Raw genomic sequence first — 24,562 nt, forward strand, 5'->3', positions numbered from 1 at the left:
CCCATACCCCGCTCAGCACCTCCTGCACCGGCGTCCTCTCCTCCCCCTCCTCCTCCTTCTCCCGCTCCCACTCCGGCTCCGGCAGCGCCTGGCGGTCCACCTTCCCGTTCGCGTTCAGCGGCAGCCGCTCCAGCACCACGTACACCGCGGGCACCATGTACCGCGGGAGGCGGCTCGCCACATGCTCGCGCAGTGGCTCCGCTCGCAGCGCCTGTCCCTGCGCGGCCACCACGTAGGCGACGAGCTGCCGGTCTCCCTGGCGCCCGTCGCGCGCGACGACCACGCACTCCCGGAGCCCGGGATGCTGGGCGAGCACGGACTCGATCTCTCCGAGCTCCACCCGGAAGCCCCGCACCTTCACCTGATGGTCGACGCGTCCCAGGTACTCGAGCCGGCCATCTTGGCGGAAACGAGCGATATCCCCTGTGCGGTACATGCGTGCCCCGCTCCGCGTGGAGAACGGGTCCGGCAGGAAGCGCTCGGCCGTGAGCCCCGCCTGGTGGAGGTACCCGCGCGCGAGCCCCTCTCCCGAGAGGTACACCTCCCCGGGAGCCCCGAGCGGCACCCGCTCCAGCTCCGCGTCCAGGAGGTAGACCTGGGAGCCAGGCAGGGGGCGGCCCATGGGCGAGGACGCACTCCCCCGCTCCATCAGGGCGAAGGTGGAGTACGTCGTGTCCTCGGTGGGGCCGTACAGGTTGTACACGCGCTCCACGAAGCCCAGCCCATGCAGCCGCTGGACGAGCACCGGGGGCAGGGCCTCTCCGGCGAGGTTCACCGTCCTCACCGTGGGAGGCACCCTTCCGGCCCGCACCAACTCCGCCGCTGCCGACGGCACGGTGTTGAGCAGCGTGGGCTCCCCGCCGGGCACGGCCTCCAGCAGCGACAGCGCGCTGTCCACGAGGATGACGGAGCCGCCCCAGCTGAGGGGCGCGAACAGCTCGAAGACGGACAGGTCGAAGCAGACGGACGTGGCCGCGATGACGCCCGCGAGCTGCCCGTCCGCATAGGTGTCTCGCGCCCACTGCAGCATCGCGATGACGCTCGCGTGCTGGATGGCCACGCCCTTGGGCTTTCCCGTGGAGCCGGAGGTGTACAGCACGTACGCCAGGTTCGCGCTCCCGCAGCGGACCTCAGTGGCCGGCCCGCCAGCCTCCCCTTCCAGGGCGTCCAACCGCAGCAGGCGCGCGTCACAGGGGGGCAGCTCCTGGGCGAGCCCAGAATGCGTGAGCACGAGGGAGGCCCCTGACTCCCCCAGGATGGCTTCCACGCGCCCAGCCGGGTACGCGGGGTCCAGCGGCACGTAGGCGCCTCCCGCCTTGAGCACCGCCAGCAGCGCGACCACCAGCTCCGGGGTCCGCTGGAGGAACACACCCACCAGCACCTCGGGCCCGACCCCGAGCCGCCGCAGGTGGTCCGCGAGCGCGTTGGCGCGCCGGTCGAGCTCACCGTACGTCATGCGCTGCTCACCCCGGCACAGCGCGAGGCGCTCCGGGTGCGCGGCGGCGGCGCGCTCGAAGAAGGCGTGGAAGACGCTGGCCTCCGGCCTCGGCGTCCCGGTGTCGTTCCACTCACGCAGCAGCCGCTGCTCGCCGGGCGAGGCCAGGGACAGGCGGGACACGCGCTGCTCCGGCGCCGAGGCGATGCTCTCCAGCAGCGCCGCGAGCTGCTCGAGGATGCGCGTCACCGTCCGGGCCTCGAAGAGGCCGGTGTTGTACTCCACCGTGGCGACGAGCCCCTCCGGCAGCTCTCCCATGTACAGCGACAGGTCGAACTCGGTGGAGCACCGCTCCCGAGGAAGGGACTCGGCGACAAGGTCACCCCACTCGAGCACGCGCCCCGACTGGTGGAGCGCCAGCGCCGTCAGCCCTTCCATTCCCGGCAAGTGCGACCGCTGGAACACGAACATCGTCTGGAAGAGCGGCGCGGCGGCGACCTCGCGCTTCACCTGGAGCCGCTCCACCAACAGCGGCAGCGGGAGCGCCTGATGCTCTAGCGCGCCCAGGACCCAGCCCCGGACCCGCTGGAGCAACGTCGGGAAGTCCACGTCCCCGGCGACCTCGACCCGGATGGGGACCGGGTTGACGAAGTAGCCCATGACCTTCTGGAACGCCGCCGACGTCCGCCTCGCCATGGGCGTTCCGATGACGACGTCCGTCTGCCCCGAGAGCCGGGAGAGCAGGATGCCGTAGGCGGCCAGCAGGGTGGTGTAGAGCGTAACGCCGTGCCGCTGCGACAGCGCCTTGAGGCGTCCGGTCAGCCCGGCCTCCAGCCGCAGGGACTGGATGGCGCCCTGGAATGACGGCTGACGGGCGCGTGGGCGGTCCGTGGGGAGGTCCAGGATGGGAAGCGCTCCCCTCAGCCGCTCCCGCCAGTACTGCCAGAGCCGAGCCCCCTCCGCCCCCGCCAGCAGCTGCTCCTGGTGGCGGCAGAACTCCGCGTACAGGGGCAGCGGCGCCTCGGCGGCAGGGGTCTCTCCGGAGGAGACCTGGTCATAGAGCGCGCGGAGCTCGCCCGCCATCAGCCCCAGCGACCAGAAGTCGGTGATGGCGTGGTGGAGCGCGACGGCGAGCACGTGCTCCGTCTCGGAGCACCTCCAGAGCGTCACCCGGAACAACGGCCCCTGCTCCAACTGGAAGGGCCGCTGCGCCTCCTCCTCGACAAGGCGCGACAGCTCCGCCTCCCCCATGCCCGAAGCCTCGTGCAGGGTGAACATCTCCTCCCGCCACGCCTGGGTCCGCTGGAACAGGTCCCCTTCTCGCTGGACCAGCGTCGTGCGCAGGACGGGGTGGCGCTCCGCGAGGAACTGGAAGGCCCGCCGCAGCGCGCCGGCGCTCAGCGGCCCCCGGAGCCGGACGGCCTGGAAGACGTTGTACAACGCGCTCCGCGGGTCCAACTGGTGCATGAACCAGAGCGCGCGCTGGCCATACGAGGCGCGCGCTTGCAGCTCCGGTTCCGGCACCGGGAGCGCCGCGGGGGGCCGCGTGCCCTCGGTGGCGCCGAGGAGTTGCTCCGCCAACTCCTCCAGGGACGGTCCCTCCAGGAGCGCCGCCGCCTGCAGCACCACCCCGCACCGCTGCTCGATGTCCCCGAGGAGCTCGAAGCTCGTCAGCGAGTCCAGCCCGTAGTGGGTGACCGGCCGCCCGGGGTCGATGTCCCGGGCTTCCATCTGGAGCAGCCTCGCCAGGCGTCCGCGCAGCCAGCTCACCAGCTCCTGTCGGGAGCCGGGCTCCGGCTCCGGCGCACCCGGAGCCTGGGGGACGTCCTCTCGCGCCTGCATGGCGCCCTCGCCGTCTTCGCTCCGGGAGAAGGTGCCGACGGCCTCCAGCGTCCCCTCCAGGAACCATTGCCGGCAGAGCCGGCGCTGGATCTTCCCGCTCGACGTCTTGGGAACGGTGCCCTGGCGGACGAGCACCACGGTGTGGACCCGCAGCTCGTGCTCGCGCGCCACCGCCTCGCGGATCTCCTCCGCGACCTGCGCGGGCGAGGCCTTCGTGTGCCGGTCCAGCTCCTGGACGATGACGAGCCGCTCCTCGCCATCCTGCTCGACGGAGAAGGCCGCTCCGCACCCTGGCCGCACCGCCGCGCTGCCGCGCTCGGCGGTGAGCTCGATGTCCTGGGGGTAGTGATTCCTACCGCGCAGGATGATGAGTTCCTTGATGCGCCCGGTGATGAAGAGCTCCCCCTCCCTCAGGAAGCCCAGGTCCCCGGTGCGCAGGAAGGGCCCCTGGGCCGAGTCCCGCAGGCGCGCGTGGAACGTCTGCCCGGTCGCCTCGGGCTGCTCCCAGTAGCCCTTCGCCACGCTCCCGCCCTGGACCCAGACCTCGCCCACCGCGCCCGGAGGAAGCGGCGCGCACGACTCCGGATGGGCGATGACGACGGCGGCCTCTGGCGGGCAGCGTCCGCAGCTCACGAGCGCCTGGGACTCCGGTGCCGAGTCCTCGACGGGGACCGCCTGGTGCTGCTGGATGGCCGGGGCGGAGAAGGCCTGGATGCGGGGGGCGACGCCCCGCGGTCCTCCCGTGACGAAGAGGGTGGCCTCGGCGAGGCCGTAGCAGGGGAAGAACGCGCGGCGGTCGAACCCGTACGGGGCGAATACCTCCGCGAAGCGCTGGAGCGTGCTGCCGCGAACCCGCTCCGCTCCGTTGTACGCCAGCTGCCAGGAGCGCAAATCGAGCGAGCCGGCGTGCTCCGGCCGGAGCTTCTGGATGCAGAGCTCGTAGGCGAAGTTCGGCCCGCCGCTGATGTCGGCCCCCACGCGCGAGATGGCCTGGAGCCAGCGCAGCGGGCTCTGGAGGAAGGCGGCTGGCGGCATCAGCGTCACATGGCTGCCCGCGAACAGGGGCACCAGGATGCCTCCAATGAGCCCCATGTCGTGGTACGGCGGCAGCCAGCTCACGGACCGGGAGCCAGGGGCGACCGCGAACGCGCGCTGGATGAGGCGCATGTTCTCCAGCAGTTGCCCGTGGCCCAGCATCACGCCCTTGGGCACCGCCGTGGAGCCCGAGGTGTACTGCAGGAAGGCGAGCGCGCCCTCGGCGTCCGAGGGAGCGCGCCACGCCTCCGCCTCGTTCGGGTCGGCCTGGGTGGGGTCCACCCAGCGCAGGGGCCGGAGCTCGGGGTGCGTGGTGAGGAAGCGCTCCAGGTTCTGGATGAGCTGCCCGCTGGCCATGGCGGCCAGGGGCCTTGCGTCGGAGACGATGGCCAGCAGCCGGGAGTCGCGCCGCTTCCAGGAGGGCGGGTACGCCGGCACGGCGATGGCGCCCGCGTAGAGGCAACCGAAGAACGCGGCGATGTAGTCGAGCCCCGGAGGAAACAGGAGCACGACCCGCTCCCCTGGCCCTACGCCGAGTGCACGCAGCCGGGCGGCCACCGCGCGCGCGCGCAGGTCCAGTCCGGCGAAGGACAGGGAGACCCCGTCCCCCTCTCCCTCGGGGAGGAACGTGTAGAGCGGGGTCTCGCCGTACGCGTCGCTGCGCGAGCGGAGCAGATCAATCAGCGTGTTCATGTCCCCTCCGGATGTGAGGCGCTACCGCCAGCCAGCGGCCACCCGCTCGAGGTACTCCCGAATGCGCCTGCCCAGCACGGGGATGTTGACCTCGGACAGCAGCGTCCGGTGGGCGCCGGGAACCGGGCACCGCTCCAGCTGCTCGGGGCGGATGACGTCGAGCCAACCCAGCGCGCGCGCGCGGACCTGCGGCGGCGTGCCACCCTCCGCCTCGAAGAGGACCACCCGCCCCTCGTAGGGCTGGGGGACGTACTTCTCGGCCGCCGAGGTGTTGGCCTGCATGACCTGCAGGGCGCGCCGGAACCGCACCGGGCCCATCGCCGCGGCGAGCGCGTTGGTGGTTCGGGCCTGCTGCCAGATGAACTCCCACTGCTCGTCCGACGTCACCTGCTCCAGCACCGCCGTGGACATGGGGATGCCCAGCGTGTTGACGACCATGGCAATGGCCTCGGCGTCGTTCTTCACCTCGGGGGACCAGTCCGGGCGCCGGGTCGCGTCCTGCATCGGCCTGTCACTCGCGCTGCGCAAGGCCTCGGGCGTCCACGTATCCAGCAGGGCCACGAGCCCCACGTCCCTGCCGGCCTGCCTGAGCAGGCGGGCCATCTCGAAGGCGACCAGCCCGCCCATGGACCAGCCTCCGACGCAGTAGGGGCCCTCGGGCGCATCCTCGAGGATGGCGTCGACGTAGTCACGCGCCATGGCCTCGATGGACTGGTGCGGCTGCTGCCCGTCCTCCTGCCCCCGGGCCTCCAGGGCGAAGAAGGGCTGCCCAGCGCCCATCGCCCGCGACAGGTCCACGTACCGCATGATGGAGCCAATCACCGAGTGGACGCAGTAGAAGCGGGGGTTGGTACCCGCGCGGTGGATGGCCACGATGGGGGAGCGCCTGCCCGCCCGGACCTGGTCGCGGAAGTGCTCCGCGAGGGCTTCGATGGTCGGGCGCTCGTAGAACGAACCCATGGGCGGCTCGTGGCCGAACTGCTGACGCACGCGGCTGCCGAGCTGCACGGCCAGCAGCGAGTGCCCTCCCAGGTCGAAGAAGTTGCTCTGCACGCCCACCGGGCTGACGCCCAGCAGCTCCTCCCAGAGCTTCTGCAGCTGGAGCTCGAGGCCGTCTCGCGGGGCCACGTAAGGTTGGCGACGGTCCGCTTCCATCAGCTCGCGGGGGAGCGGGAGCTTCGCCTGGTCGACCTTGCCGTTGTGGGTCAGCGGGAACGCGTCCACGACGAGCACCGCGGAGGGCAGCATGTACCGGGGCAGCTTCGTCTCCAGCCAGCCCCTGAGGACACCGGAAGACAGCTCCACCCGCTCCGCGGCCAGCACGTAGGCCAGCAGCCTCTTGTCTCCCGGGGAGAACTCGCGCACCACCGCGATGGCCTGCGCGACGGCGGGATGCGCCAGCAGGGCGGCCTCGACTTCTCCCAGCTCGATGCGGAAGCCGCGCAGCTTGACCTGATGGTCGGAGCGACCCATGAAGACGATGGCGCCGTCCTTGCGCTGGCGGGCGATATCCCCCGTCTTGTACATCCGCGCGCCGGGCTCGGAGGACAGGGGGTTGGGCAAAAACCGCTCGGCGGTCAGCGCCGGGGCATGGAGATACCCACGGGCGAGCCCCTTCCCGCTGATGTACAGCTCGCCCGCGACGCCGACCGGAACCGGCTCGAGCTCCTCGTCGAGGACGTGCAGCTCGGTCTCGGAGATGGCGGTCCCAATGGGAATGGCGGAGGTGCCGTCCGTCACGTCGGTGACGGCGTGGGTGGCCGCGTAGGTCGTGCACTCGGTGGGACCATAGGCGTTCAGCAGGCGCTTCGGGCCGCCCGCCTCCATCGCGGCCCGCACCCGCTTGGGCTCCAGCGCCTCGCCGCCCAGCAGCAGGTTCGTCAGGGGTGCGAAGGCGTCCGGGACGTCGAGCACGACCTGGTTGAAGAGCGCGGGGGTCAGGCACAGCGTCGTCAACCGCCGCTCCCGCAGCTCCCGCGCGAGCGCTTGCGGCGCAACCACCACCTCCCGGTCCAGCACGACCAGCTCCGCCCCGTTCAGGAGCGCCGCCCAGATCTCGAAGGTGGCCGCGTCGAAGGAGACGGTGGACGCCTGCGCAATCCGTTCGTCCGGCCCCAGTTGGATGTAGTTGGGGTTGCACACCAGCCGCACCACGCCCCGCTGCGGGATGGAGATTCCCTTGGGGCGGCCGGTGGACCCGGAGGTGTAGATCACGTAGGCCAGCTGGTCGGGACTCATCCGCGTCCCGAGGTTGCGCGGGGACAGGCCGCTCGCGGCCTCGAGCAGGTGCTCGGCCACCAGCCGCTGCCCGCCCCCTTCTGGCAGACGCGCCACGAGGTCCGCCTCGCAGAGGACGAGCGGCAGCCGCGTGTCCTGCAGCATCAGGCCCAGCCGCTCCTGCGGGTAGTCCGGATCGAGCGGAACGTAGGCGCCTCCGGCCTTGAGGATGGCCAGCTTGGAGACGATGAGCCCGATGGAGCGCCGCATGCAGAGGCCAACCAAACCCTCGCGCTCCAGGCCCACGGCTTGCAAATGGCGGGCAACCTGGTTGGCGCGCTGGTTCAGCTGCGCGTAGGTCAAGGCCTGATTGCCATGCGAAATGGCAATCCGCTCTGGATGCAGCTCCGCCTGGGCCTCGAAGATCTCGCTGATCGCGCGGTCCTGAGCAGCGTTCCTGGAGTCGCGCGGGACTCGTAGCTCACTCAACCTCGTCAAGGCGCTCTCCGAACTTTATTCGATGCGCGCGTTCCCTGCACACCATGCCTTCCAGGGAATATTTGTGTGCCATGGCATGACTGCCAAGTCAACACTGCTCGCTCCGCGCTCCGCCCGGCACTCCTCGATAGGAAGAAGTGTGAGCAGCAACTCGTCTCAATACCTGCACTGTCTGCGTGCACCGGACCAGGCCGAGCAGCCATTCCGAGCAAGGCAAACACCGGCTCACTTGAAGCCGTTCCCCTCGGACCGCTTGTAATACCTCATTGGTTTATGAATATTAGACCCATGACCGATGACAGCACGCCGACCCACGAAGCGCAGTTCGAGGACCCGACGCCGGAGAACAGCTCCGACCTGGAGCGCGCCCGACCCCAGCTCCGGTTCACCCTCGACACCACCACCTACGCGGCCCTCCGCACGCTGGACCGGCGCGGCAATGGCGAGGTGGTGCTCCTGGCCGAGCGTCACCTCCCCCATGGGCTCGCCGGGCACGTCACCATCAAGCGCCTGCGCAACCCCGTCGCCTTCGAGCGCTGCCAGCGACTCATCGAGGAGGTTCAGCTCGCCTTCCGCCTCCACCACCCGGCCATCGCCCAGGTCCATCACCTGAAGATCCACGCCGACCGGCCGCACATCATCGCCGAGTACGTGGACGGCCCCACGCTGGACACCGTCATCAGCCTCGCCACCATGCGCGAGCAACCGCTCCGCGCGCCCTTCGCCCTCTACATCGCCGCCGAAGTGGCCGACGCCCTCCACCACGCGCACACGCTGAGGGATTCGGAGAACCGGCCGCTGGGCATCATCCACCGCGACGTCGCCCCCCGGAACATCCGCGTGGCCCGGAGCGGCGAGGTGAAGCTGACGGACTTCGGCGCCGCGTACTCGCTCATCGTGGGCCGGGAGGAGACGCCGGCCCTCCTGCTCAAGGGCGATGTGGCGTACGCCTCCCCCGAGTACCTGCTCCGCAAGCCCATGGATGGCCGGTCCGACATCTTCTCCCTGGGCCTCGTCCTCCTAGAGCTGCTGACGTGCAAGCACCTCTTCGACCTGGAGGACGCGCAGGCCCCCAGCGCCGCCCTGGACGTGAAGACGGAGGAGGCGCCCTCCGTGCCCCTCACGCAGATGATGGCGCTCGTCAGCCGCTACCGCCCCGAGGACGTGGAGGACGCGATGGCGGGTCTGCCGGGCGCGCTCAAGGCCATCCTCCACAAGGCCCTCCAGCGCAAGCCCGCCGAGCGCTACACCTCGGCCGCCGAGCTGCGCGATGCCCTGCGCGCGGCGCTCGCGGCACAGCCCCAGCCCTTCGGACGCAAGGAGGCGGCCGAGGAGCTGGCGCGGATGCTGTCGGACGCGTCCGTCCTGCGCGACCGGGTGGAGCTGGACGAAGCGGGCATCTTCCCCGAGGGCCTGGACGCCGACGAAGCCACGCCCGCGCCGAACGCGAAGTGAGCCCGGGCGGCCGGGCGCCACTTCAACGCAGCAACACCTGCGCCACCTTCACCAGGGCGTCGAGCTGCTCGTCGTCCATCTTTCGTGCGAGGCCGTTGAGCTGCCGCAGCCTGGGCGCTCCGCCCTGCCCTCGCGCCCCCTTCCCGTCCTCCGCGTCCTCGAGCCCCAGCAGCGCGTCCGAGCCGATGCGCAGCACCGCGCACATCCGCAGCAGCGTCTGCACGCTGGGCAGCATCTTCCCGCGCTCCAGGCGGCTGTAGACCATGTGCGCCAGGCCCAGCCGCGCGGCCACCTCCGCCTGCGTGAGCCCGAGCTGCGTCCGCGCCTCGCGGGCGGCACTTCCAATGCGGGTCGCCAGTTCTTCGTTCATGCGTCGGGGTACCTGGAACACCGAGGGCCCAGTCTGCCGCGGGCTGGAGGCCCGCGACTCGGGAACGCCCTTCCTGCCGCATCTTGACGGCCGTGTCGATGCGCGACGCACCCCTGTCACACGGCGGCGCCCCACCTACCGGCCGGCCCCCTCGGGCGCGGGACACGCCAGGGCCTCGCCGCTCAGGAGGAGGTCCACGGAGACGCGAAGGACGCCGCACAGGTCCACCAGCGTGGGGAGGCTGGGCAGCAACCTGCCGCGCTCCAGGCGACTGAGCACCAGCGTCGGCACGTGGATGGCCTCGGCCACCTGCGCCTGCGACAGGCCCGCCCGATGCCGGGCGGCGCGGACCTGGGTTCCAATCCGCTGGGAGAGCTTCGCGTACATGAGGTGACCTGGGAAAAGAGGAGAATGCCGCGGGGACGGCACTCCGAGCATATACCTCAACAGGTCCAACCATGGTATCCGTTCCAGGTCTATCCTCCTCCCGCGCTGCTTCGCGGGGGGAACTCTCACGCGTTCCATTGCCCGGACGCCCCGCCGAAGGAGAGGACTCGTGAGCCCGCGTCTGCATCCCGTCGTGCCCCCAGGCACCGACATTGGCGGGTACGTGGTGGAGGAGCGGCTGGGCGCCGGGGGCTTCGGCGCCGTGTACCTCGCCCGGCGTGGCGCGCGGAGCGCCGCGCTCAAGCTCATCCCGCTGTGGGGGCTGGCCGAGTGGGCGGAGCGCGAGGTGGCCATCCTCCTGCGGCTCAAGCACGCCAACCTGGTGCGCCTCCGGGGACACTGCCAGTGGCCGGACGAGGCGCCCGAGTCCTTCGTCATCCTCATGGACTACGTGGAGGGCCGCCGCCTGGACGTGTGGGCCTCGGAGGAGAACCCCTCGGCCCGGGACGTGGCGCGCAAGGTGCTTGGCGTGGCGCGCGGGCTGGGCGCCGCGCACCTGGAGAAGGTGGTGCACCGGGACTTGAAGGAGAGCAACGTCGTCGTGCGCGACGCAGACGGCGAGGCGGTGGTGGTGGACTTCGGCGCGGGCGGGTACGAGAGCGCCCCCAGCATCACCGGCGGCGTGCTTCCGCCGGGCACCCAGCAGTACCGCGCGCCCGAGGCCTGGCGCTTCCTGCAGGAGCACGGGGACGAGCGTGGCCGCTCCTACCAGGCCGGCCCCTCGGATGACCTGTACGCGCTGGGCGTCGTGCTCTATGGACTCCTGACGGGCAGGCAGCCCTTCCTGCCGGACGAGGCCGAGGGCGTGGAGGCCGTGCTCAACCGCGCGCCTCCATCGCCCCAGGCGCTCAACCCGCGCGTCCCCGGGGCCCTGAGTGCCGTGTGCATGCGCCTGCTGGCCAAGGTTCCCGAGGAGCGACACCCCGACGCCGGCACCCTGTGCGCGGAGCTGGAGTCCCTGCTGGCCCACGCGGACGAAGCCTGGGACGTGAAGCTCTGTGATGCCCATGGCGCGGACACCGCCACCACGCGCGCGGAGGCGCCGCACGCGGTTGAGGACGAAGTGGCGCAGTGGCTGAAGCGGCGCAAGGCCCGGCCTCGTCGCGGGCCTCGTCCGCCGCGCGGCAAGGGCGCGCACGAACCCGCTTCCAACGCAGCGGACCTCCCGCCCGAGCCACGCGCCGGTCATTTCAAGACCCCACGTGTGGCTGCCTGGATGGCGTTGCTGGTGCTCCTGGTTGCGGGCGGGCTGGTACTCGCGCGCGGATGGATGCCCTCCGCTCCTTCTGCCGCACGTCACGGGCTGGAGCCGCATTCCCATGTCACCGTGGGCTCTCCCTCCGCCGCTCCCGCGTTCGCCTTCACGTCCGGGACTCCCGGTCAGGAAGTGGCGACACCCTGGAGGCCACTGGAAGCTGACGAGGCCGCAGGCCCGCTCGATAGAGCATCCACCCTTGCGGCCGTCGCCGTTCCCGCGACGTATTCCAAGGAGAAGGCCTCCGTGAAGATGAAGAAGGACACCGGCATGCTCCCCCAGCCCGCGCCGCAACGCCTCCAGGGCACAGCCGTTGGCAAGGCGCTTGGCCTGGGTGTCGCGGCCTGCCTTTCGATGGCGTGCCCTGGCTCCCAGGTGCGCCCGACGCCGCCTCCCGAGGACTGCCCTCCAGGGGCCGTTGAGACGATGGAAGAACTCGGCCTCTTCGCCCCCGGACTTGAGCGGCCTTCAACCACGTTCGATCTGGGTCCCGGCCCAGGAGGCAGAAACATCAAGGTCCACGAGGGCGCGACGACGGTTCGCATGGGAGTCCCTTGGGGAGGCCTGCCTTCGCAGACCCTGTTTTCCGGGCAGCTCCTCGTCGGTCCGGAGCGGGTCTACGGACGGCTCACCGAGGCGCGTACTCCCCAGAACGAACGCATCCCTGTCTGCGTGCAGTTCGTTGAACCGGAGGACGGCCGCATCGGACTCCTGAAGATGAATCCCACCCGTGCTCCCGGCACGGCCATCGTCTACTCCGCCTTGGATTTGAAGGCCGTGCGCCGCTTCGATTGAGGACCGACCGTGCCCGCGTCACCCATCGCCGTTCTTGTGGTGCTCTTGCTCGCGTCTGGAGCCGCGACCGCCAGACCGTCGCCCACGGCCTCGGGCTTTGGGGTGCGCCGCGTCGAACTCTCGGCGGAGCCATCCGAGGCGGTGCCGCCCCCCGAGGTTCAGATAAGCCCACGCGTATCCACCACCTTCGAGTTCGACGCCATCCTGGATTCAGCGAAGGTCGTGCTCGAAGGCGAAGCGCGCTTCTCGCTCGTGGATTTCGGGCGAAGCACGCTCCGGCTGGTGCCCTCGGAGCAGTTCCTGCCCGGCGAGCGCCTATTGCTGACGGTGCGCTTCCAGGATGGCTCGGTCCCCGTCGGTGCGACCTTCATCCTCGTCGCCCACCCAGCGCGCGGCGAGCGCATCGTCGAGGTGTGGCGACAGGCACGCACGGCGGAGTCCTACCAGCAGGAGGCGAATGAGGCCCGCGCCGAGACCCAGCAGTGCCACGCGGAGAACACGCGGCTGAGGGCGGAGCAGCGGGAACCGAGCGGCATCGCGGGCCTCCTGGCCAACGGTGTCATCCAAAAGGAGGAGGGCGTCGCCGCGAAGCTCCTCCGCGTCAACGAAGAGGTCCGGCAGCATCCAGGCAATGCACTCCGGGCACACCGGGCATGGAGTTATCGCGCCCCTGTTCGCGTGGCCGTAGCGGTTGAGTTCGAGAACCCGGACGCCGCGAACCCCTGGACCGCGGAAGGTGCATCGCTGGTGAGCAAGCCGGGCACATCGCTGAAGATTCTGACCGTCTGGCAGAAGGCCCCCATCTCGCGCGATCCGCTCGGCCGCGTCGTGGTGGAGGCGGAAGCGACGCCGGATGCGGCGCAGGGGCCGTTCACCCTGAAGCTGTGGGGGCCGGGCGGGCTGCGCGCCATCACGCTCTCCGGCGTGACGTTCCCGTAGGAGCGCCGTCAGCCTCACGCACGCGCCTCAGCGCGAGGAGGGCTCCGTTGGGCTGCTGGCCATTGAGCATGTGAGGAAGGGGTTCTGGTGACGACGCTGGAGGAACTGGTCGAACAATTCGCACTGAACGTCGCGGCCCAGACCGATGCCATCCGTCGAGGAGATGCCAGGACGGGGAATCGCCACGCCAGGCAGTACACCGCGGCGCTTCAGCAACTCCGAGCGCAGGGTGATGCGGGGCGGGAAGCTCTCGCCGTGCTGCTGACGCATCCCCGCACGGACATTCGCGCCATGGCAGCTGGGTTCCTCCTTCGCTACCGGACGGCGGAAGCCAAGGCCGTGTTGGAGGCTGCGGCGACGGAAGGAGGCATCGGCGCTCTCGGCGCAATCATGACCCTGAGACACTGGCAGAACGGAACCTGGGCGCTGGATCCGGAATAGACGTGGATCCCCAATCCGCGCCGGAACCACCGCCGCGACCGAAGCGCTCATCGGCAATGCGGAGGACTGCAACGTGCTCAGGCGCACGCCTCTCGCTGACGCGAACTCCCGCTGCGTCTGCCCACTGGCCTCGAACGCTTCCGCGACGCGGACCCACTCCTGCTTCTCCACCTGCTTCGACATGCCCGAAAGCGTCCGCCGCTACCGCCACCCCAGCAATCCCGCACGGCACGTCGTTGGCCGGACGGTTACCGAGAACACCTCGATGACGCGTCTGGAGCTGATGCGCCCGGCCACCTCGATGGCCATCAACCAGCCGGATTATCCGACCATCAACAAAGATGCGCGGCAACACTCACGACCGACCTGCCTCCTGGCCGCGATGACATTCTCACGCTTCAGCTGGTCCGAAAATCGGGGAGCAGACCAACCTCTTCGTCGGCCATGACGACGCTGGAGAGAACCTGGCGAACCTCGCTTCGCTGGTGGCCACGTGCGAAGCCAACGGCGTCAATCCCGAGGCGTACGTGGCCGACGTGCTGCTACGGCTGGGAAGCCACCCCGCCGCCCGCCTCGACGAACTGCTGCCGCACCGCTGGCGAACTGTGTCTGCGCTTGACTCGTCATGAGGCGCATCAGACGACAGCGACGTGGCCTCCAGCAGGCGGGCGGGACGACCACGATACGTCGAGGCACCGGAGTGCTCGCCGAACGCCGGCCATCGGTCGGTTACGCCGAACGGGTACGACTTCAGCTTTCTTGCGGCCAGAATGCGCTCATTGTTGAGTCGAGTCCACGTAGCGCATCAAGCCACGTTCGAGCTCTGCCATCCACGACCCGCGCACGGGCATCGACCAGCAGCCGACCGATACCATCCAACGTCTCACTCCAGAACCACCAGACAAGGTCGCCAGGAACTGGCTGAACGGCGACCTGTTTTCCACCTCCGCTCGACCTTCCAATCTTGAACAAATAAATCTGCGACCCGACCGAGAGCGTTCCGCGCAGGCCGAAAGAAGTGACTTCTGACTCGATCCCTTGCGACCGAAGCCACGTCTGCACATCTGAATATGTCTTAGTCATGTTCATTCATTCGATCCAACGAGCTCAATGCTCGGATTGCTACGGTCGAACAAAGCACAAGCCGCATTTGTGCAGACCGCAGTCTGATCGCCCCGTCCGCGAATTGGTGTCGCAGACATCGGCCTTCGCGCAACCTCAGGGTTTGTAGCATATGGCCCTTCAACAAGGTCGAAATAGTGGTGTTCCGGCCCTGAGCCATCCCCTCAAATGGAGCCGAGCGTTTCTTGGAAAACCCGATGGCCGTGAAGGAGCTCGGCGAAGCGTTCGACGAGAGGACGTAGGCGCTCCTCCTTCATCATGGGAATGGCTTGGTAATACATGCAGCCCTGACGGAAGAATCAGGAATGCACTCTCCATTTTCCTCCAGCCCCACCGTGTCCGCGCTCGCTCCAAAGATGGTCAATGCATCATCAACCATTTATTTCTTATTGACAGAATTCTCGGAGACAGAAAACGCTCAATTTCCTCATCCGACCACGTTCCGCCAGGAAACAGGCTCCATGCACCAATAGCAGCAGCATCCCCCGCGGACAGAAAGTATGTCTGTTGAAGGTATGCAATCACGTAAATTCGATCTCTGGCAGCATCGAGCGACAACTGATCAAGCAACCAATGCGCCATCTCGACCACGTCACGGTTGGCCGAAGCCATCTTTCGAAGACCGTCAAGCAGGTCCGGTTCAAGCATCACGAGTCTCTCCCTCCCTTTCGAATGGAAAAGTGCTCCATCATTCCGCGGAACAACTCCGCCCCATGTGTCCCTCCGCCCGAGCGCGCACCCGCCGAGCCAGGACATGACGGCGGCGCCGTAGCTCACGCTGGCGGGAGCCAGAACCAACTCCCATTCGAGCGGAGCGCGCCAGCGAGGAATTCAGAAAACGAAACCGCAATCTGCGGGCAGTAGTCCGGATCCGGGAACGCCTCGCGGTAGCCATCGCGAAGCGAATACCGGCCCGCGTCTTGGTGGCTCACGTCGAGGAGTATGTAGTTGCTGTCAACCAGCTCGCACAGCGCGTACCAGGACGCTGGCCCGGACCTGTCGGTATCGTCCTGAAGGAGCACCCTCCGCGCGCGACGGATTTTCGCCAGCGGGTAGAAGGCGAATTCAGGGTTGATGCGGTCGAACAGCCTGGCGCCATCGCAGTGCAGGTAGAAGGCGCGAAGGTCCGGGTCCAGGCGCCACCCGACCCTTTGCTCGAACGCATCGATTTGTGCCGGGGTCGCAGGCGGGTTGGGGAAGTGGCGGCGCGACACCTCTTCGAGCAATGCAGGGAGAGTCCACCCCAGCAGCCGTCCACGGCGGGTTGTTCGCATAGCACTGGTTGTAGAGCCCCAGTAGGGTCTCGTGGCGGCCCTTCGGAAACGGGATGATGATTCAGCCCGGAGCGCCTGTCAGCTCTATCTGGTATTGCAAGACTTCGTGTCGACAATGGGCTCCCGGCAAAGGGGGCCAGCGCCAGAAGGGCTCCGCATGCTGCCACGATGGTCGATTCCCCTCCTGCTGGTGTTGCTGGCCGGATGCAGCGGCGCCACGAAGTCCGTGCGCCTACACACGGGCCACGGCGAGCCCATCGTCCTCACCCCACGCGGCGGCGATGCCGCGCCTGTGGACCTGGACGCAGACGACTTCGTTGAAGCCGTAGGAGCGCTGGCCCGGAGCGTGCGGCCGTCCACTCGCCCCCAGGAAACGGCCCGGCGCTTGTTCGAGGTCGATTCGCGCAGCGGCTCATACCTGTACGAGCCACGCGGCCATCGCGTCATCCCGCTGGGACCGGGCGAACACCTGGAGGGCGAACCACCCGCGACAGAGGTGGCGTTGACTCGCGCCTACCTGCGCTGGTGCGAGCGCACGGACAGGCCCGGCGATTGCCTGCGCCTCCTCGTGGAGAGTCCCACTGTCACCGGGGATGGCCGTTACGCCCTCGCCATGGCCCTGGCCCAGGGCGCCGTGTGGGACGAGATGATGGACGCCTTCAAGGACCTGGCCGACCCCCAGGCCATGATGTCGGCGGTTCTTTGGACGTGGACCACGTACTGCATCTTGCTCACGGTACCCGAGCCATTCTCGAAGGGCGTGGCCGCAGTGATGACGGCCTCGCTCATCGCCTACGTGGGGGTCGATACGTTCTGGACCCTCATCGTGGGCTTCAAGCGACTGGTGGAGGAGGCGGAGCGGGCCACCACGCTTGACGAGCTACACGCGGCGGGAGCGCGCTACGGCGAGGTCATGGGCCGCAACGCGGCGCGCGCGTTCGCGATGTTGGCCACGGCCGCCATTGGGAACACGGCAGCGGGGCTGGGAGCGAAGGTGCCAAGACTCCCCGGCGCAGCGCAAGCGGCGGTGCAGGCCGAAGCGCAGGTGGGCATCCGGCTCGCGGCGGTCGCGGAGGTGGGAACGGTGGCCGTGAGCGCCGAGACAGTCACCATCGCCCTCGCGCCCGGCGCGGTGGCCATGGCGGCCCGAGGCACGGGCGGCGGCACTCCGGCCAAGGCGCGTCCCTCGGGCTACAGAGCCTGGGGCTCGTTCAGTGGCTTCAAGAAGGCCATGGGCCCCGCGGGCACGAACAAGCAGTGGCACCACCTCGTCGAGCAGACCCCGGGCAACGTCAAGCGCTTCGGCCCGCAGGCCCTCCACAACACCGAGAACATCATCCCGCTGGTGAAGCCCCTACACGTCGATGTCAGCGCGTTCTATTCGTCGATCCGGCGTACTCTCACGGGCTCCACCACCTTGACCGTACGGCAATGGTTGAGCACGAAGTCCTACGAGGCTCAGCGCGAGTTCGGGCTGCTGGCCATTGAGAACGTGGCGAATGGAGTCTGGTGATGACGTTGGAGAAACTGGTCGAGCAGTTCGCGCTGAACGTAGCGGCGCAGACCGATGCCATCTTCCGAGGAGATGCGAAGACCGGGAACAAGCACGCCAGGAAGTACGGTGCTGCCGTCGACAAGCTCCTGGCCCGTGGAAACACAGGGCGTGATGCCCTTCTCGTCCTGCTCAAGCATGAGCGCATGGATGTGCGCGTCATGGCCGCCGCCCACCTACTCCGCTACCGGACGAGCGAGGCGAAGGCGGTTTTAGAGGAAGCCGCCAAGGGAAAGGGGCTCGTGCCCTTCGAAGCCGGGCAGGCATTGAAACGCTGGGAAGAAGGCACCTGGGCGCTCGATCCGGAGTAGGCCAACGCGAGTTCGGGCTGCTGGCCATGAAAACGTGAGGACGGGGTCTTCGTGCTGCCAACCGATCCCCGCACGGACGTTCGCACGGCGGCATGCAGCGAAGACACCAGGCCCAGGACCAGCAGACGTCCAGGGCGCTGTCCCCTCCCGTGGCGGAGATGCCTCCCGCTGTCGGACTCGTCAGGCCACCGCCCTGACGACTCGGCGCCCTCGTTTCGTGGGGGATGAAACGCGCGGCGGGGCCCGTTGGCCGCTCTCACGCAGGCCCAGGGCCTCCGCTCTTCATTCCATGTCGCACCCCACTCCCTCCGAACTCCTCACGCCCGCCGGCTCCGCCTCGCTCGAGGACAACAGGGGCTGGCTCCCCGTGCTCTGGGACGCCCTGAGGGGCGTCAAGCACGACCTCACCGTCGGCTCCGTGGACCGGGCCTTCCTGCTGCTGTCGGTCCCCATGGTGCTGGAGATGGTGATGGAGTCCATCTTCGCCCTGGTGGACGTCTTCTTCGTCTCGCGAATCGGAGCGGAGGCCGTGGCCACCGTGGGCATGACCGAGTCCCTGCTCACCGTCATCCAGACTCTCCCCATGGGCCTGTCCATCGGCGCCACCGCACTGGTCGCCCGGCGCATCGGTGAAAAGGATTCGGAGCGCGCGGCCAGCACGGCCATGCAGTCCCTGTGGCTCGGCCTCTTGCTCTCACTGCCCGTGGCGGTCAGCGGCGTCCTGTTCGCCCGCCCGCTGCTCTCCGTCCTGGGCGCCTCGCCGTGGGTGGTGGAGCACGGCGCCGCCTACACGCGGGTCATGCTGGGCAGCAGCCTCGTGCTCACGCTGCTGTTCCTCCTCAGCGCCATCCTCCGCGGCGCGGGGGACGCGGCCACCTCCATGCGCGCGCTGTGGCTGGCCAATGGCCTCAACATCGTCCTGACCCCCGCCCTCATCTTCGGCGTGGGCCCCATCCCCGCCATGGGCGTGCTCGGCGCGGGCGTGGCCACCACCTTCGGGCGCTCCGTGGGCGTGCTCTACCAGCTCCGAGCGCTCAGGCGCGGCCGTGGCCGGCTCGTCATCCGGCGCCGCCACCTGCGGCTGGCGCCCCGCACCCTGCTCGCCCTGCTGCGGCTGTCGGGCAGCGCCCTGGTCCAGTCCCTGCTGGTCATGTCCAGCTGGCTGGTGTTGATGCGCCTCGTCTCCAGCTTCGGCAGCGCGGCGATGGCCGGCTACACCATCGCCATGCGCATCCTCCTCTTCGCCCAGCAGCCCGCGTGGGGCCTGAGCCACGCCGCGGGCACCCTGGTGGGCCAGAGCCTGGGTGCGCGAAATCCCCAGCGCGCCGAGCGCGTGGCCTGGCGGGCCAGCGTCCACACGCTGTTCCTGCTCGGCGCCATGGCCCTGGGCTTCCTCGTGTTCGCCGAGCCGCTCGTGCGCGCCTTCACCTCGGAGGCCGAGGTCGTCCGCCACGCCACGCGCTGCCTGCGCATCGTGAGCTGCAGCATGGGCTTCTACGCCTTCGGGACGGTCCTCCCGCATGCCTTCAACGGCGCGGGAGACACCACCACGCCCACCCTCCTCAACCTCCTCTGCGCCTGGGTATTGCAATTGCCACTGGCCTACGTCCTGTCCACGACGCTGGGACTCGGCCCGTCCGGCGTGTTCCTCGCCATCGCGCTCGGCTACGCCGCGCTCGGCACGCTCAGCGCCCTCTTCTTCCGGCGCGGACGGTGGAAGGCTCGCGCGCTCTAGCTTCCTGCCGCGGACGTAAAGCCAGCCCTTCAGTGCATTCGGCGCTCTCCCGCTTGAAAGGGCTCCTCCCCGTGACGATTCATTGCGCGGGTCCGTGAGGAATTGCTCCGGGCCGACACGCGGTGAGACTGGGGGGATGGCTGGCATGTCGGGCGAGCGTCTGGGAATTGCGATTGTGGGGATGGGTGGCGCCGTCGCGACCACCGCCATCGCGGGGATGGAGCTGCTCAAGCGCGGCCTGGTGGACACCACCGGCCTACCGCTGGCCGGGGTGAAGGGCGCGGGCCTGGTGGACTACGGAGCCCTGACGTTCGCGGGCTGGGATTTGTACGATGATGACCTCGCCAAGGCCGCGCGCACCCATGGCGTGCTGACCGAGCCCCAGCTCCAGGCGGTGGAGCCCGTCCTGTCGAAGCTTCGGCCCTGGCCCGCCGTGTCCAACAGGAACTTCTGTCGCAACGTGTTGGGCTCCTCCAGCAAGACGCTGAGCGGCCTGCGCGCCCAGGTGGCGGCCATCCACCAGGACCTGGAGCGCTTCCAGCGAGAGCAGCAGGTGGAGCGGCTGGTGATGATCAACTGCGCCTCCACCGAGCGCGCGGTGGACCTGACGCTGCCCCTGTTCGCCACGCCGGACGCCTTCGAGACAGCGATTGACGCCAATGCGCCGGAGCTGAGCCCGGCCATGCTCTACGCCTACGCCGCCGTCTCGCGCGGCCTCCCCTTCGCCAACTTCACGCCCAGCATCGCGGCCGACGTGCCCGCGCTCATGGAGCTGGCCCGGCGCAAGGGCGCGCCCGTCGCGGGCAAGGATGGGAAGACGGGCCAGACGCTGCTCAAGACGGTGCTCGCGCCGGCCTTGAGAGATCGCGCGCTGCACGTGTCCGGCTGGTATTCCACCAACATCCTCGGCAACCGGGACGGCGAGGCCCTGGAGGACCCGGCCTCGAAGGCCGCGAAGCTCGACACCAAGGCCGCCGCGCTGGACAGCATCCTCGGCTACAAGGTCCAGGACCACGTCGTGCAGATTCAGTACTACCGGCCGCGCGGGGACAACAAGGAGGCCTGGGACAACATCGACGTCCTCGGCTTCCTGGGTCAGCCCATGCAGCTCAAGCTCAACTTCCTGTGCAAGGACTCCATCCTGGCCGCGCCGCTGGTGGTGGAGCTGGCGCGCACGCTCGACCTGGCCAAGCGCCGCGGGGAGCGCGGCATCATCGAGTCCCTGGGGTGCTTCTTCAAGGCGCCCATGACGCAGGACGGCCGCACGCCCGAGCACGCCATGCCCGAGCAGCAGCGCCGCCTGATGCAATGGCTGGGCGCCGGGAGCGTGCGGCCCGTCGTCGGCAAAGAGCGGCTCAGGGGCTAGCCCATGAAGGTCTCCGTCCAGGACACGGCCGCGATTCCGTCGCGGCTGGCCACCCTCCGTCCGCTGCTGGGTGAGCTGATGGACCTCAAGCGGGTCCGCACCGCCGACCACCCGGACGGCCTGGCGGCGCGAGGCTTCCGGCGGGCCTGGGCCGCGCTCGTCGCGGGCGTGGACCTGGAGGCCCTGGCCCTGCGCGAGACGGCGCTGGCCCTGGTCGCGGTGCGGCTCGGCGGCATCGACGCGGCGATGCTGGCCCGGGCCGGGCTGCCGCCACCGCGCGCGTCCGAGTTCCTCCACCGCGCGCTGGACGCGGCGGCCAGTCCCTTGGAGCCGGGCCTCCGGGAGCGGCTGCACGCCGCGCTCTCGGAGCCGCTCGGCGCCGGGGACACCGCGCCGCCGCCTGTCGTGGAGCGGCTGGTGCGCCAACCTCGCGCCGGAATCACCCACCCCGGCCGTCCCCGCATCCTCCTGGAGACCGCGGAGAGCCACGCGGACCACTGCTACGCCGTCGCCGTCGCGTCGGTGCTCGTGGCGCCCCTCTTCGACGCCGCGCCGGCGCTGCCCTTCGTGGCCGGGCTGAGCCATCACCTCTTCAACGGCGTGCTGCCGGACTCCGGCCACGCCGCGGACGTGCTCCTGGGGGACGCGGTGGAGCCCATGGTGGAGCGGCTCACCGAGGAGGTGCTGGCCACGCTGCCGGCGGGCGTCGCCGCGCGCATCCGAGAGGCCCGGCGCGAGCTGCCCCGCACGGACACGCCGGAGTCCCGCGCCTTCCACGCCGCCGACGTGCTGGACCGGGTGCTGGAGATGGACTTCCACGCCCGCGCCGCGCGCTTCACCCTCCGACAGGTCCTGGAGCACCTGGAGCTGGTGCATGCGGGCCCCATGCAGTCCTACGAGAACGCGGTGCTGGTCGCGGCGGGCCTCCGGGCCTGAGCGTCTTCGCCGTCGAAGCCGGATGAGGCCGCCGCCCGTCGCGGGTGGGGCCTGCTGCTCGCGGAGGTGTGCGCATGGAGCGTGGAGTCCAGGGCTCGCGGAGGCTCGGATGGGCCATCGTGGGTTGTGGCTGGGTGGCCCGGGACTACGTGGCGCCCGCCTTGTTGGAGGCGGGCAACGCGCGGCTGGTGGCCCTGTGTGATTCGGATGAGGCGACCCTGGCGCGGATGCCCGGTGACGGCGCGGCCCGGTACACGCGGCTGGAGGAGCTGCTGGCGCACCCGGAGGTGGAGGCCGTCTACGTGGCCACGCCCAACCACGCGCACGCGCCCGTGACGGTGGCCTGCGCCGCCGCCGGCAAGCACGTGCTGTGTGAGAAGCCCATGGCCATCCGCCCCGAGGAGGGCGCCCGCATGGTGGAGGCGTGCCAGCGCGCGGGCGTCCAGTACGCCACCGCCTTCGACCAGCGCCACCACGCGGCCCACCGGAAGCTGCGCGCCCTGGTGCGCGAGGGCGTGCTCGGCACCGTCACCCAGGCGCGCATCCACTACGCCTGCTGGCTGCCCCGGGACTGGGCGCCGCGCAACTGGCGCATCGACCCGCACCAGGCGGGCGGTGGCGCGATGATTGACCTGGCGCCGCACGGCGTCGACCTGCTGGAGGTGCTGCTCGGAGATGAGTGGACGTGCCTCACGGCCCTGATGCAGCGGCGCGTCCATGACTACCCGGTGGATGACGGCGCCGTCCTCATGGGGCGGTTCCGCGGGGGCGCCCTGGGCCTGCTCCAGGTGGCCTACAACTGTCCCGACACGTACCCGCGCCGCACCCTGGAGCTGATTGGCACCCGGGCCCGCGCGCTGGCCAGCAAGACGATGGGCCAGACGCCGGGGGGCACGCTGACGCTCACCGACGCGGCCACCGGCGTGGAGACCGCGGTGCCCCTCTCGCCCGAGGAGGACCGGAGCCCCTTCCTCCACCAGGTGGAGACCTTCTCCACCTGCGTGCTGGAGGGCCGCCCCTCCCCCTTCGCGCCCGAGCGGGACGTGCGCCTGCTCACCCTGCTGAGCCAGGCCTGCGAGCCCCGCTCCTGGGAGGACGCGGCATGCCGCTGACGCGCTACGCCTGCTGCAACTGCGGCGCCTGGCAGCCGTGGTTCTCTCACGAGCCCCCCCCGCACTGTCCCATCTGCATGGACGTGCGCAACGCGCTGCCTGAGGACGGCTGGACGTTCCGCTCCGCCGCCCAGGTGTCCGAGTCGCTGGAGACGTCCTGGTCGGAGGCGCTGCCAGGCGTGCTCGGCTTCCACTGCGCGCCGCGCTTCGGGCTGGGCGGCACCGGCTGGCTGCTGCTGCGGCCGGAGGGCCACGTGGCCTTCGAGGGCGCCCCCTGGTACTCGCGCGGGGCGCTGGAGCACCTCGCCTCGCTGGGGGGCATCCGGGTGCTGTCCGCCTCGCACGTGCATGGCTTCGGCGCGCTGTGGCAGTTGCAGGAGCGGTTCGACCCGCTGCTGGTGCTCCACCGCGACGCGGTGCCCTACACCAAGGCCTTCCAGGTGCGCTGGCCCGTGGACGACGAGCACGCACTAGCCCCGGGGCTCACGCTGCACTGCGTGGGCGGCCACTACGAGGGCCAGTGCGTGCTGTACGACGCGCGCACGCGCTCGCTCTTCTGTGGAGACGTCCTCAAGGTGGAGCTGGACGACCGGGGGCGGCCGGTGGCGCTCTCCAGCCACAAGGGCTTCCACGCCGCCATTCCCCTGAGCCACGGCGAGCTGCGCCGCTACCGCGCGGTGCTCGAGCGGCTGCCCTTCGAGAACGTCTTCACGCCCTTCGAGTCCGCCCGGGGCGTCACCCGCGCCCATGCGCTGGCCCTGTTCAATCGGCTGCTCGCCGGCATGCCGCACACCCGTCCCATTCCCCTGGAGGAGCTGTCATGAACGCGAGCGAAGCACGAGACGCCTATGCCCGGGCCCTGCCGCCCGGAGACCTGCTGCTGTTTCGCGACGACGCCATTGACCGCGTCGGCGTCCCGGTGGTGGCCTCCAGCCTGCGCATGAAGGACGGGCCGTGGATCACCTCTCACGGCTACGGCGCCACCGAGCCGGAGGCCATGGTCAGCGCCATTGGCGAGCTGGCCGAGGAGGTCTTCGCCGAGCGGGCCCTGGCCATGCTCCCGCGCTTCCATGGCAGCTACAACGAGCTGGTGCGCGCGCACGGGACCTCCGGCGTGGCGGACCCGCTCACGCTGAGCCTGCCGGCCGGCAGCCCCTACCACCCCGACCAGCGCCTCACCTGGGCACCGATGCAGCGGCTGTCCACCGGCGAGCGCGTGCTGGTGCCGGAGGAGTTCGTCGCCATCCACCCCGGCCAGCTCCACGGCCGCGCGCCGCTCATCCTCCCCATCACCAACGGGCAGGGCGCCGGACTCACCCGGGACCCGGCGCTGGCCCACGCCCTGCTGGAGCTGCTCCAGCGCGATGGCAATGGCCTGTGCTTCCGCGCCATGGACCAGGGCGTCGTACTCGACCTGGAGGGGGCGAACCTGCCCCCCTCCATCCGCGTCCTGCTGAAGCGCTACCGCCAGCTCGGCATCGAGGTGATTCCCAAGCTGGCCACCACCGAGTTCGGGCTGGTGAACCTGTACGTGGTGGCGAGAGACGCGAACGTGGGCGAGCAGCCCCTGATGGTGACGGCCTGCGGCGAGGCGGCCGACCCGGACCGGGACCGTGCCTTGCGCAAGGCCCTGCTGGAGTACGCCGGCTCGCGAGCGCGCAAGGCCTTCATGCACGGGTCGCTGGAGCACGTGGCCCGCGTCGCCCCACCCGGCTACCTGGAGCAGTTCCCC

The 24,562-nt window shown here is 69.9% G+C and carries 19 protein-coding genes and 1 pseudogene; 14 read left to right on the forward strand and 6 right to left on the reverse strand.

Going from position 1 to position 24,562, the window contains the following annotated elements:
* Window positions 1-5,005 (reverse strand): non-ribosomal peptide synthetase (locus G4D87_RS09905; protein WP_163781271.1); only part of this gene is annotated, 5,005 nt, incomplete at its 3' end.
* Window positions 5,006-5,026: 21 nt separating this feature from the next.
* Window positions 5,027-7,720 carry a non-ribosomal peptide synthetase gene (locus tag G4D87_RS09910; protein WP_338044928.1) on the reverse strand — a complete coding sequence of 898 codons (2,694 nt, stop codon included), beginning with the start codon at window positions 7,718-7,720 and terminating at the stop codon, window positions 5,027-5,029.
* Between the two features lie 288 nt (window positions 7,721-8,008).
* Between G4D87_RS09910 and G4D87_RS09915 the strand changes: the two genes are divergently transcribed.
* Window positions 8,009-9,175, forward strand: coding sequence for a serine/threonine-protein kinase (locus G4D87_RS09915; protein WP_163781275.1), 1,167 nt, complete (start codon window positions 8,009-8,011; stop codon window positions 9,173-9,175).
* Between the two features lie 22 nt (window positions 9,176-9,197).
* Here G4D87_RS09915 and G4D87_RS09920 read toward each other — a convergent pair whose 3' ends face one another.
* Both G4D87_RS09920 and G4D87_RS09925 read right to left on the reverse strand, forming a co-directional pair.
* A complete protein-coding gene (locus tag G4D87_RS09920) occupies window positions 9,198-9,545 on the reverse strand; it encodes a helix-turn-helix transcriptional regulator (RefSeq protein WP_163781277.1) in 348 nt (115 codons plus the stop codon).
* Between the two features lie 135 nt (window positions 9,546-9,680).
* Window positions 9,681-9,932 (reverse strand): helix-turn-helix domain-containing protein, encoded by a 252-nt coding sequence (locus tag G4D87_RS09925; RefSeq protein ID WP_240358147.1) that lies wholly within the window; start codon window positions 9,930-9,932, stop codon window positions 9,681-9,683.
* 169 nt (window positions 9,933-10,101) lie between these two features.
* Here G4D87_RS09925 and G4D87_RS09930 point away from each other — a divergent pair, with 169 nt between their 5' ends.
* The 5 genes and pseudogenes from G4D87_RS09930 to G4D87_RS09950 all read left to right on the forward strand — a co-directional run.
* On the forward strand, window positions 10,102-12,042 hold the full coding sequence (locus G4D87_RS09930) for a serine/threonine protein kinase (RefSeq protein ID WP_163781281.1): 1,941 nt from the start codon (window positions 10,102-10,104) through the stop codon (window positions 12,040-12,042).
* 9 nt (window positions 12,043-12,051) lie between these two features.
* A complete protein-coding gene (locus tag G4D87_RS09935) occupies window positions 12,052-12,981 on the forward strand; it encodes a DUF2381 family protein (RefSeq protein WP_163781282.1) in 930 nt (309 codons plus the stop codon).
* 84 nt (window positions 12,982-13,065) lie between these two features.
* Entirely contained in the window at window positions 13,066-13,422 is a 357-nt protein-coding gene (locus tag G4D87_RS09940; RefSeq protein ID WP_176412946.1) for a DUF2019 domain-containing protein, read from the forward strand.
* A gap of 181 nt (window positions 13,423-13,603) precedes the next feature.
* Window positions 13,604-13,870 (forward strand): hypothetical protein, encoded by a 267-nt coding sequence (locus tag G4D87_RS09945; protein WP_163781286.1) that lies wholly within the window; start codon window positions 13,604-13,606, stop codon window positions 13,868-13,870.
* Window positions 13,848-14,051: pseudogene (locus G4D87_RS09950) on the forward strand (transposase domain-containing protein); the annotation flags it as partial. The gene G4D87_RS09945 and the pseudogene G4D87_RS09950, both read left to right, overlap by 23 nt.
* Window positions 14,052-14,904: 853 nt before the next feature.
* Here the strand turns inward: G4D87_RS09950 and G4D87_RS09955 are convergent.
* Together G4D87_RS09955 and G4D87_RS09960 are read right to left on the reverse strand one after the other, a co-directional pair.
* Window positions 14,905-15,195 (reverse strand): hypothetical protein, encoded by a 291-nt coding sequence (locus tag G4D87_RS09955; RefSeq protein ID WP_163781290.1) that lies wholly within the window; start codon window positions 15,193-15,195, stop codon window positions 14,905-14,907.
* 122 nt (window positions 15,196-15,317) lie between these two features.
* Window positions 15,318-15,818: an SMI1/KNR4 family protein gene (locus tag G4D87_RS09960; protein WP_163781291.1), complete on the reverse strand. Its 501-nt coding sequence runs from the start codon at window positions 15,816-15,818 to the stop codon at window positions 15,318-15,320.
* Window positions 15,819-15,975: 157 nt separating this feature from the next.
* Between G4D87_RS09960 and sitA5 the strand changes: the two genes are divergently transcribed.
* The 8 genes from sitA5 to G4D87_RS10000 form a co-directional block, all read left to right on the forward strand.
* A complete protein-coding gene (gene sitA5 / locus G4D87_RS09965) occupies window positions 15,976-17,331 on the forward strand; it encodes a SitA5 family polymorphic toxin (RefSeq protein WP_163781293.1) in 1,356 nt (451 codons plus the stop codon).
* On the forward strand, window positions 17,331-17,681 hold the full coding sequence (locus G4D87_RS09970) for a DUF2019 domain-containing protein (protein WP_163781295.1): 351 nt from the start codon (window positions 17,331-17,333) through the stop codon (window positions 17,679-17,681). Before sitA5 ends, G4D87_RS09970 begins: the two co-directional genes overlap by 1 nt.
* A 289-nt stretch (window positions 17,682-17,970) precedes the next feature.
* On the forward strand, window positions 17,971-19,416 hold the full coding sequence (locus G4D87_RS09975; protein WP_163781297.1) for an MATE family efflux transporter: 1,446 nt from the start codon (window positions 17,971-17,973) through the stop codon (window positions 19,414-19,416).
* Between the two features lie 181 nt (window positions 19,417-19,597).
* Window positions 19,598-20,782: an inositol-3-phosphate synthase gene (locus G4D87_RS09980; RefSeq protein WP_240358148.1), complete on the forward strand. Its 1,185-nt coding sequence runs from the start codon at window positions 19,598-19,600 to the stop codon at window positions 20,780-20,782.
* Between the two features lie 3 nt (window positions 20,783-20,785).
* On the forward strand, window positions 20,786-21,718 hold the full coding sequence (locus tag G4D87_RS09985) for an HD domain-containing protein (protein WP_163781300.1): 933 nt from the start codon (window positions 20,786-20,788) through the stop codon (window positions 21,716-21,718).
* Between the two features lie 74 nt (window positions 21,719-21,792).
* Window positions 21,793-22,830, forward strand: a complete 1,038-nt coding sequence (locus G4D87_RS09990) for a Gfo/Idh/MocA family protein (RefSeq protein ID WP_163781302.1) — start codon at window positions 21,793-21,795, stop codon at window positions 22,828-22,830.
* A complete protein-coding gene (locus G4D87_RS09995) occupies window positions 22,821-23,654 on the forward strand; it encodes a hypothetical protein (protein WP_163781304.1) in 834 nt (277 codons plus the stop codon). The genes G4D87_RS09990 and G4D87_RS09995 overlap by 10 nt, the downstream gene beginning before the upstream one ends.
* Window positions 23,651-24,562 (forward strand): YcaO-like family protein (locus tag G4D87_RS10000; protein ID WP_240358149.1); only part of this gene is annotated, 912 nt, incomplete at its 3' end. The genes G4D87_RS09995 and G4D87_RS10000, both read left to right, overlap by 4 nt.

Origin of the sequence: Myxococcus vastator (assembly GCF_010894475.1) — a bacterium.
Classification (GTDB): domain Bacteria; phylum Myxococcota; class Myxococcia; order Myxococcales; family Myxococcaceae; genus Myxococcus; species Myxococcus vastator.

Bases quoted from the DNA above. Each gene is read 5' to 3' on its own strand.
- G4D87_RS09915 (WP_163781275.1), top strand. From the start codon at position 8,009: ATGACCGATGACAGCACGCCGACCCACGAAGCGCAGTTCGAGGACCCG.
- G4D87_RS09920 (WP_163781277.1), bottom strand. From the start codon at position 9,545: ATGAACGAAGAACTGGCGACCCGCATTGGAAGTGCCGCCCGCGAGGCG.
- G4D87_RS09925 (WP_240358147.1), bottom strand. From the start codon at position 9,932: ATGTACGCGAAGCTCTCCCAGCGGATTGGAACCCAGGTCCGCGCCGCC.
- G4D87_RS09945 (WP_163781286.1), top strand. From the start codon at position 13,604: ATGCCCGAAAGCGTCCGCCGCTACCGCCACCCCAGCAATCCCGCACGG.
- G4D87_RS09960 (WP_163781291.1), bottom strand. From the start codon at position 15,818: ATGCGAACAACCCGCCGTGGACGGCTGCTGGGGTGGACTCTCCCTGCA.
- sitA5 (WP_163781293.1), top strand. From the start codon at position 15,976: ATGCTGCCACGATGGTCGATTCCCCTCCTGCTGGTGTTGCTGGCCGGA.
- G4D87_RS09970 (WP_163781295.1), top strand. From the start codon at position 17,331: ATGACGTTGGAGAAACTGGTCGAGCAGTTCGCGCTGAACGTAGCGGCG.
- G4D87_RS09975 (WP_163781297.1), top strand. From the start codon at position 17,971: ATGTCGCACCCCACTCCCTCCGAACTCCTCACGCCCGCCGGCTCCGCC.
- G4D87_RS09980 (WP_240358148.1), top strand. From the start codon at position 19,598: ATGGGTGGCGCCGTCGCGACCACCGCCATCGCGGGGATGGAGCTGCTC.
- G4D87_RS09985 (WP_163781300.1), top strand. From the start codon at position 20,786: ATGAAGGTCTCCGTCCAGGACACGGCCGCGATTCCGTCGCGGCTGGCC.
- G4D87_RS09990 (WP_163781302.1), top strand. From the start codon at position 21,793: ATGGAGCGTGGAGTCCAGGGCTCGCGGAGGCTCGGATGGGCCATCGTG.
- G4D87_RS09995 (WP_163781304.1), top strand. From the start codon at position 22,821: ATGCCGCTGACGCGCTACGCCTGCTGCAACTGCGGCGCCTGGCAGCCG.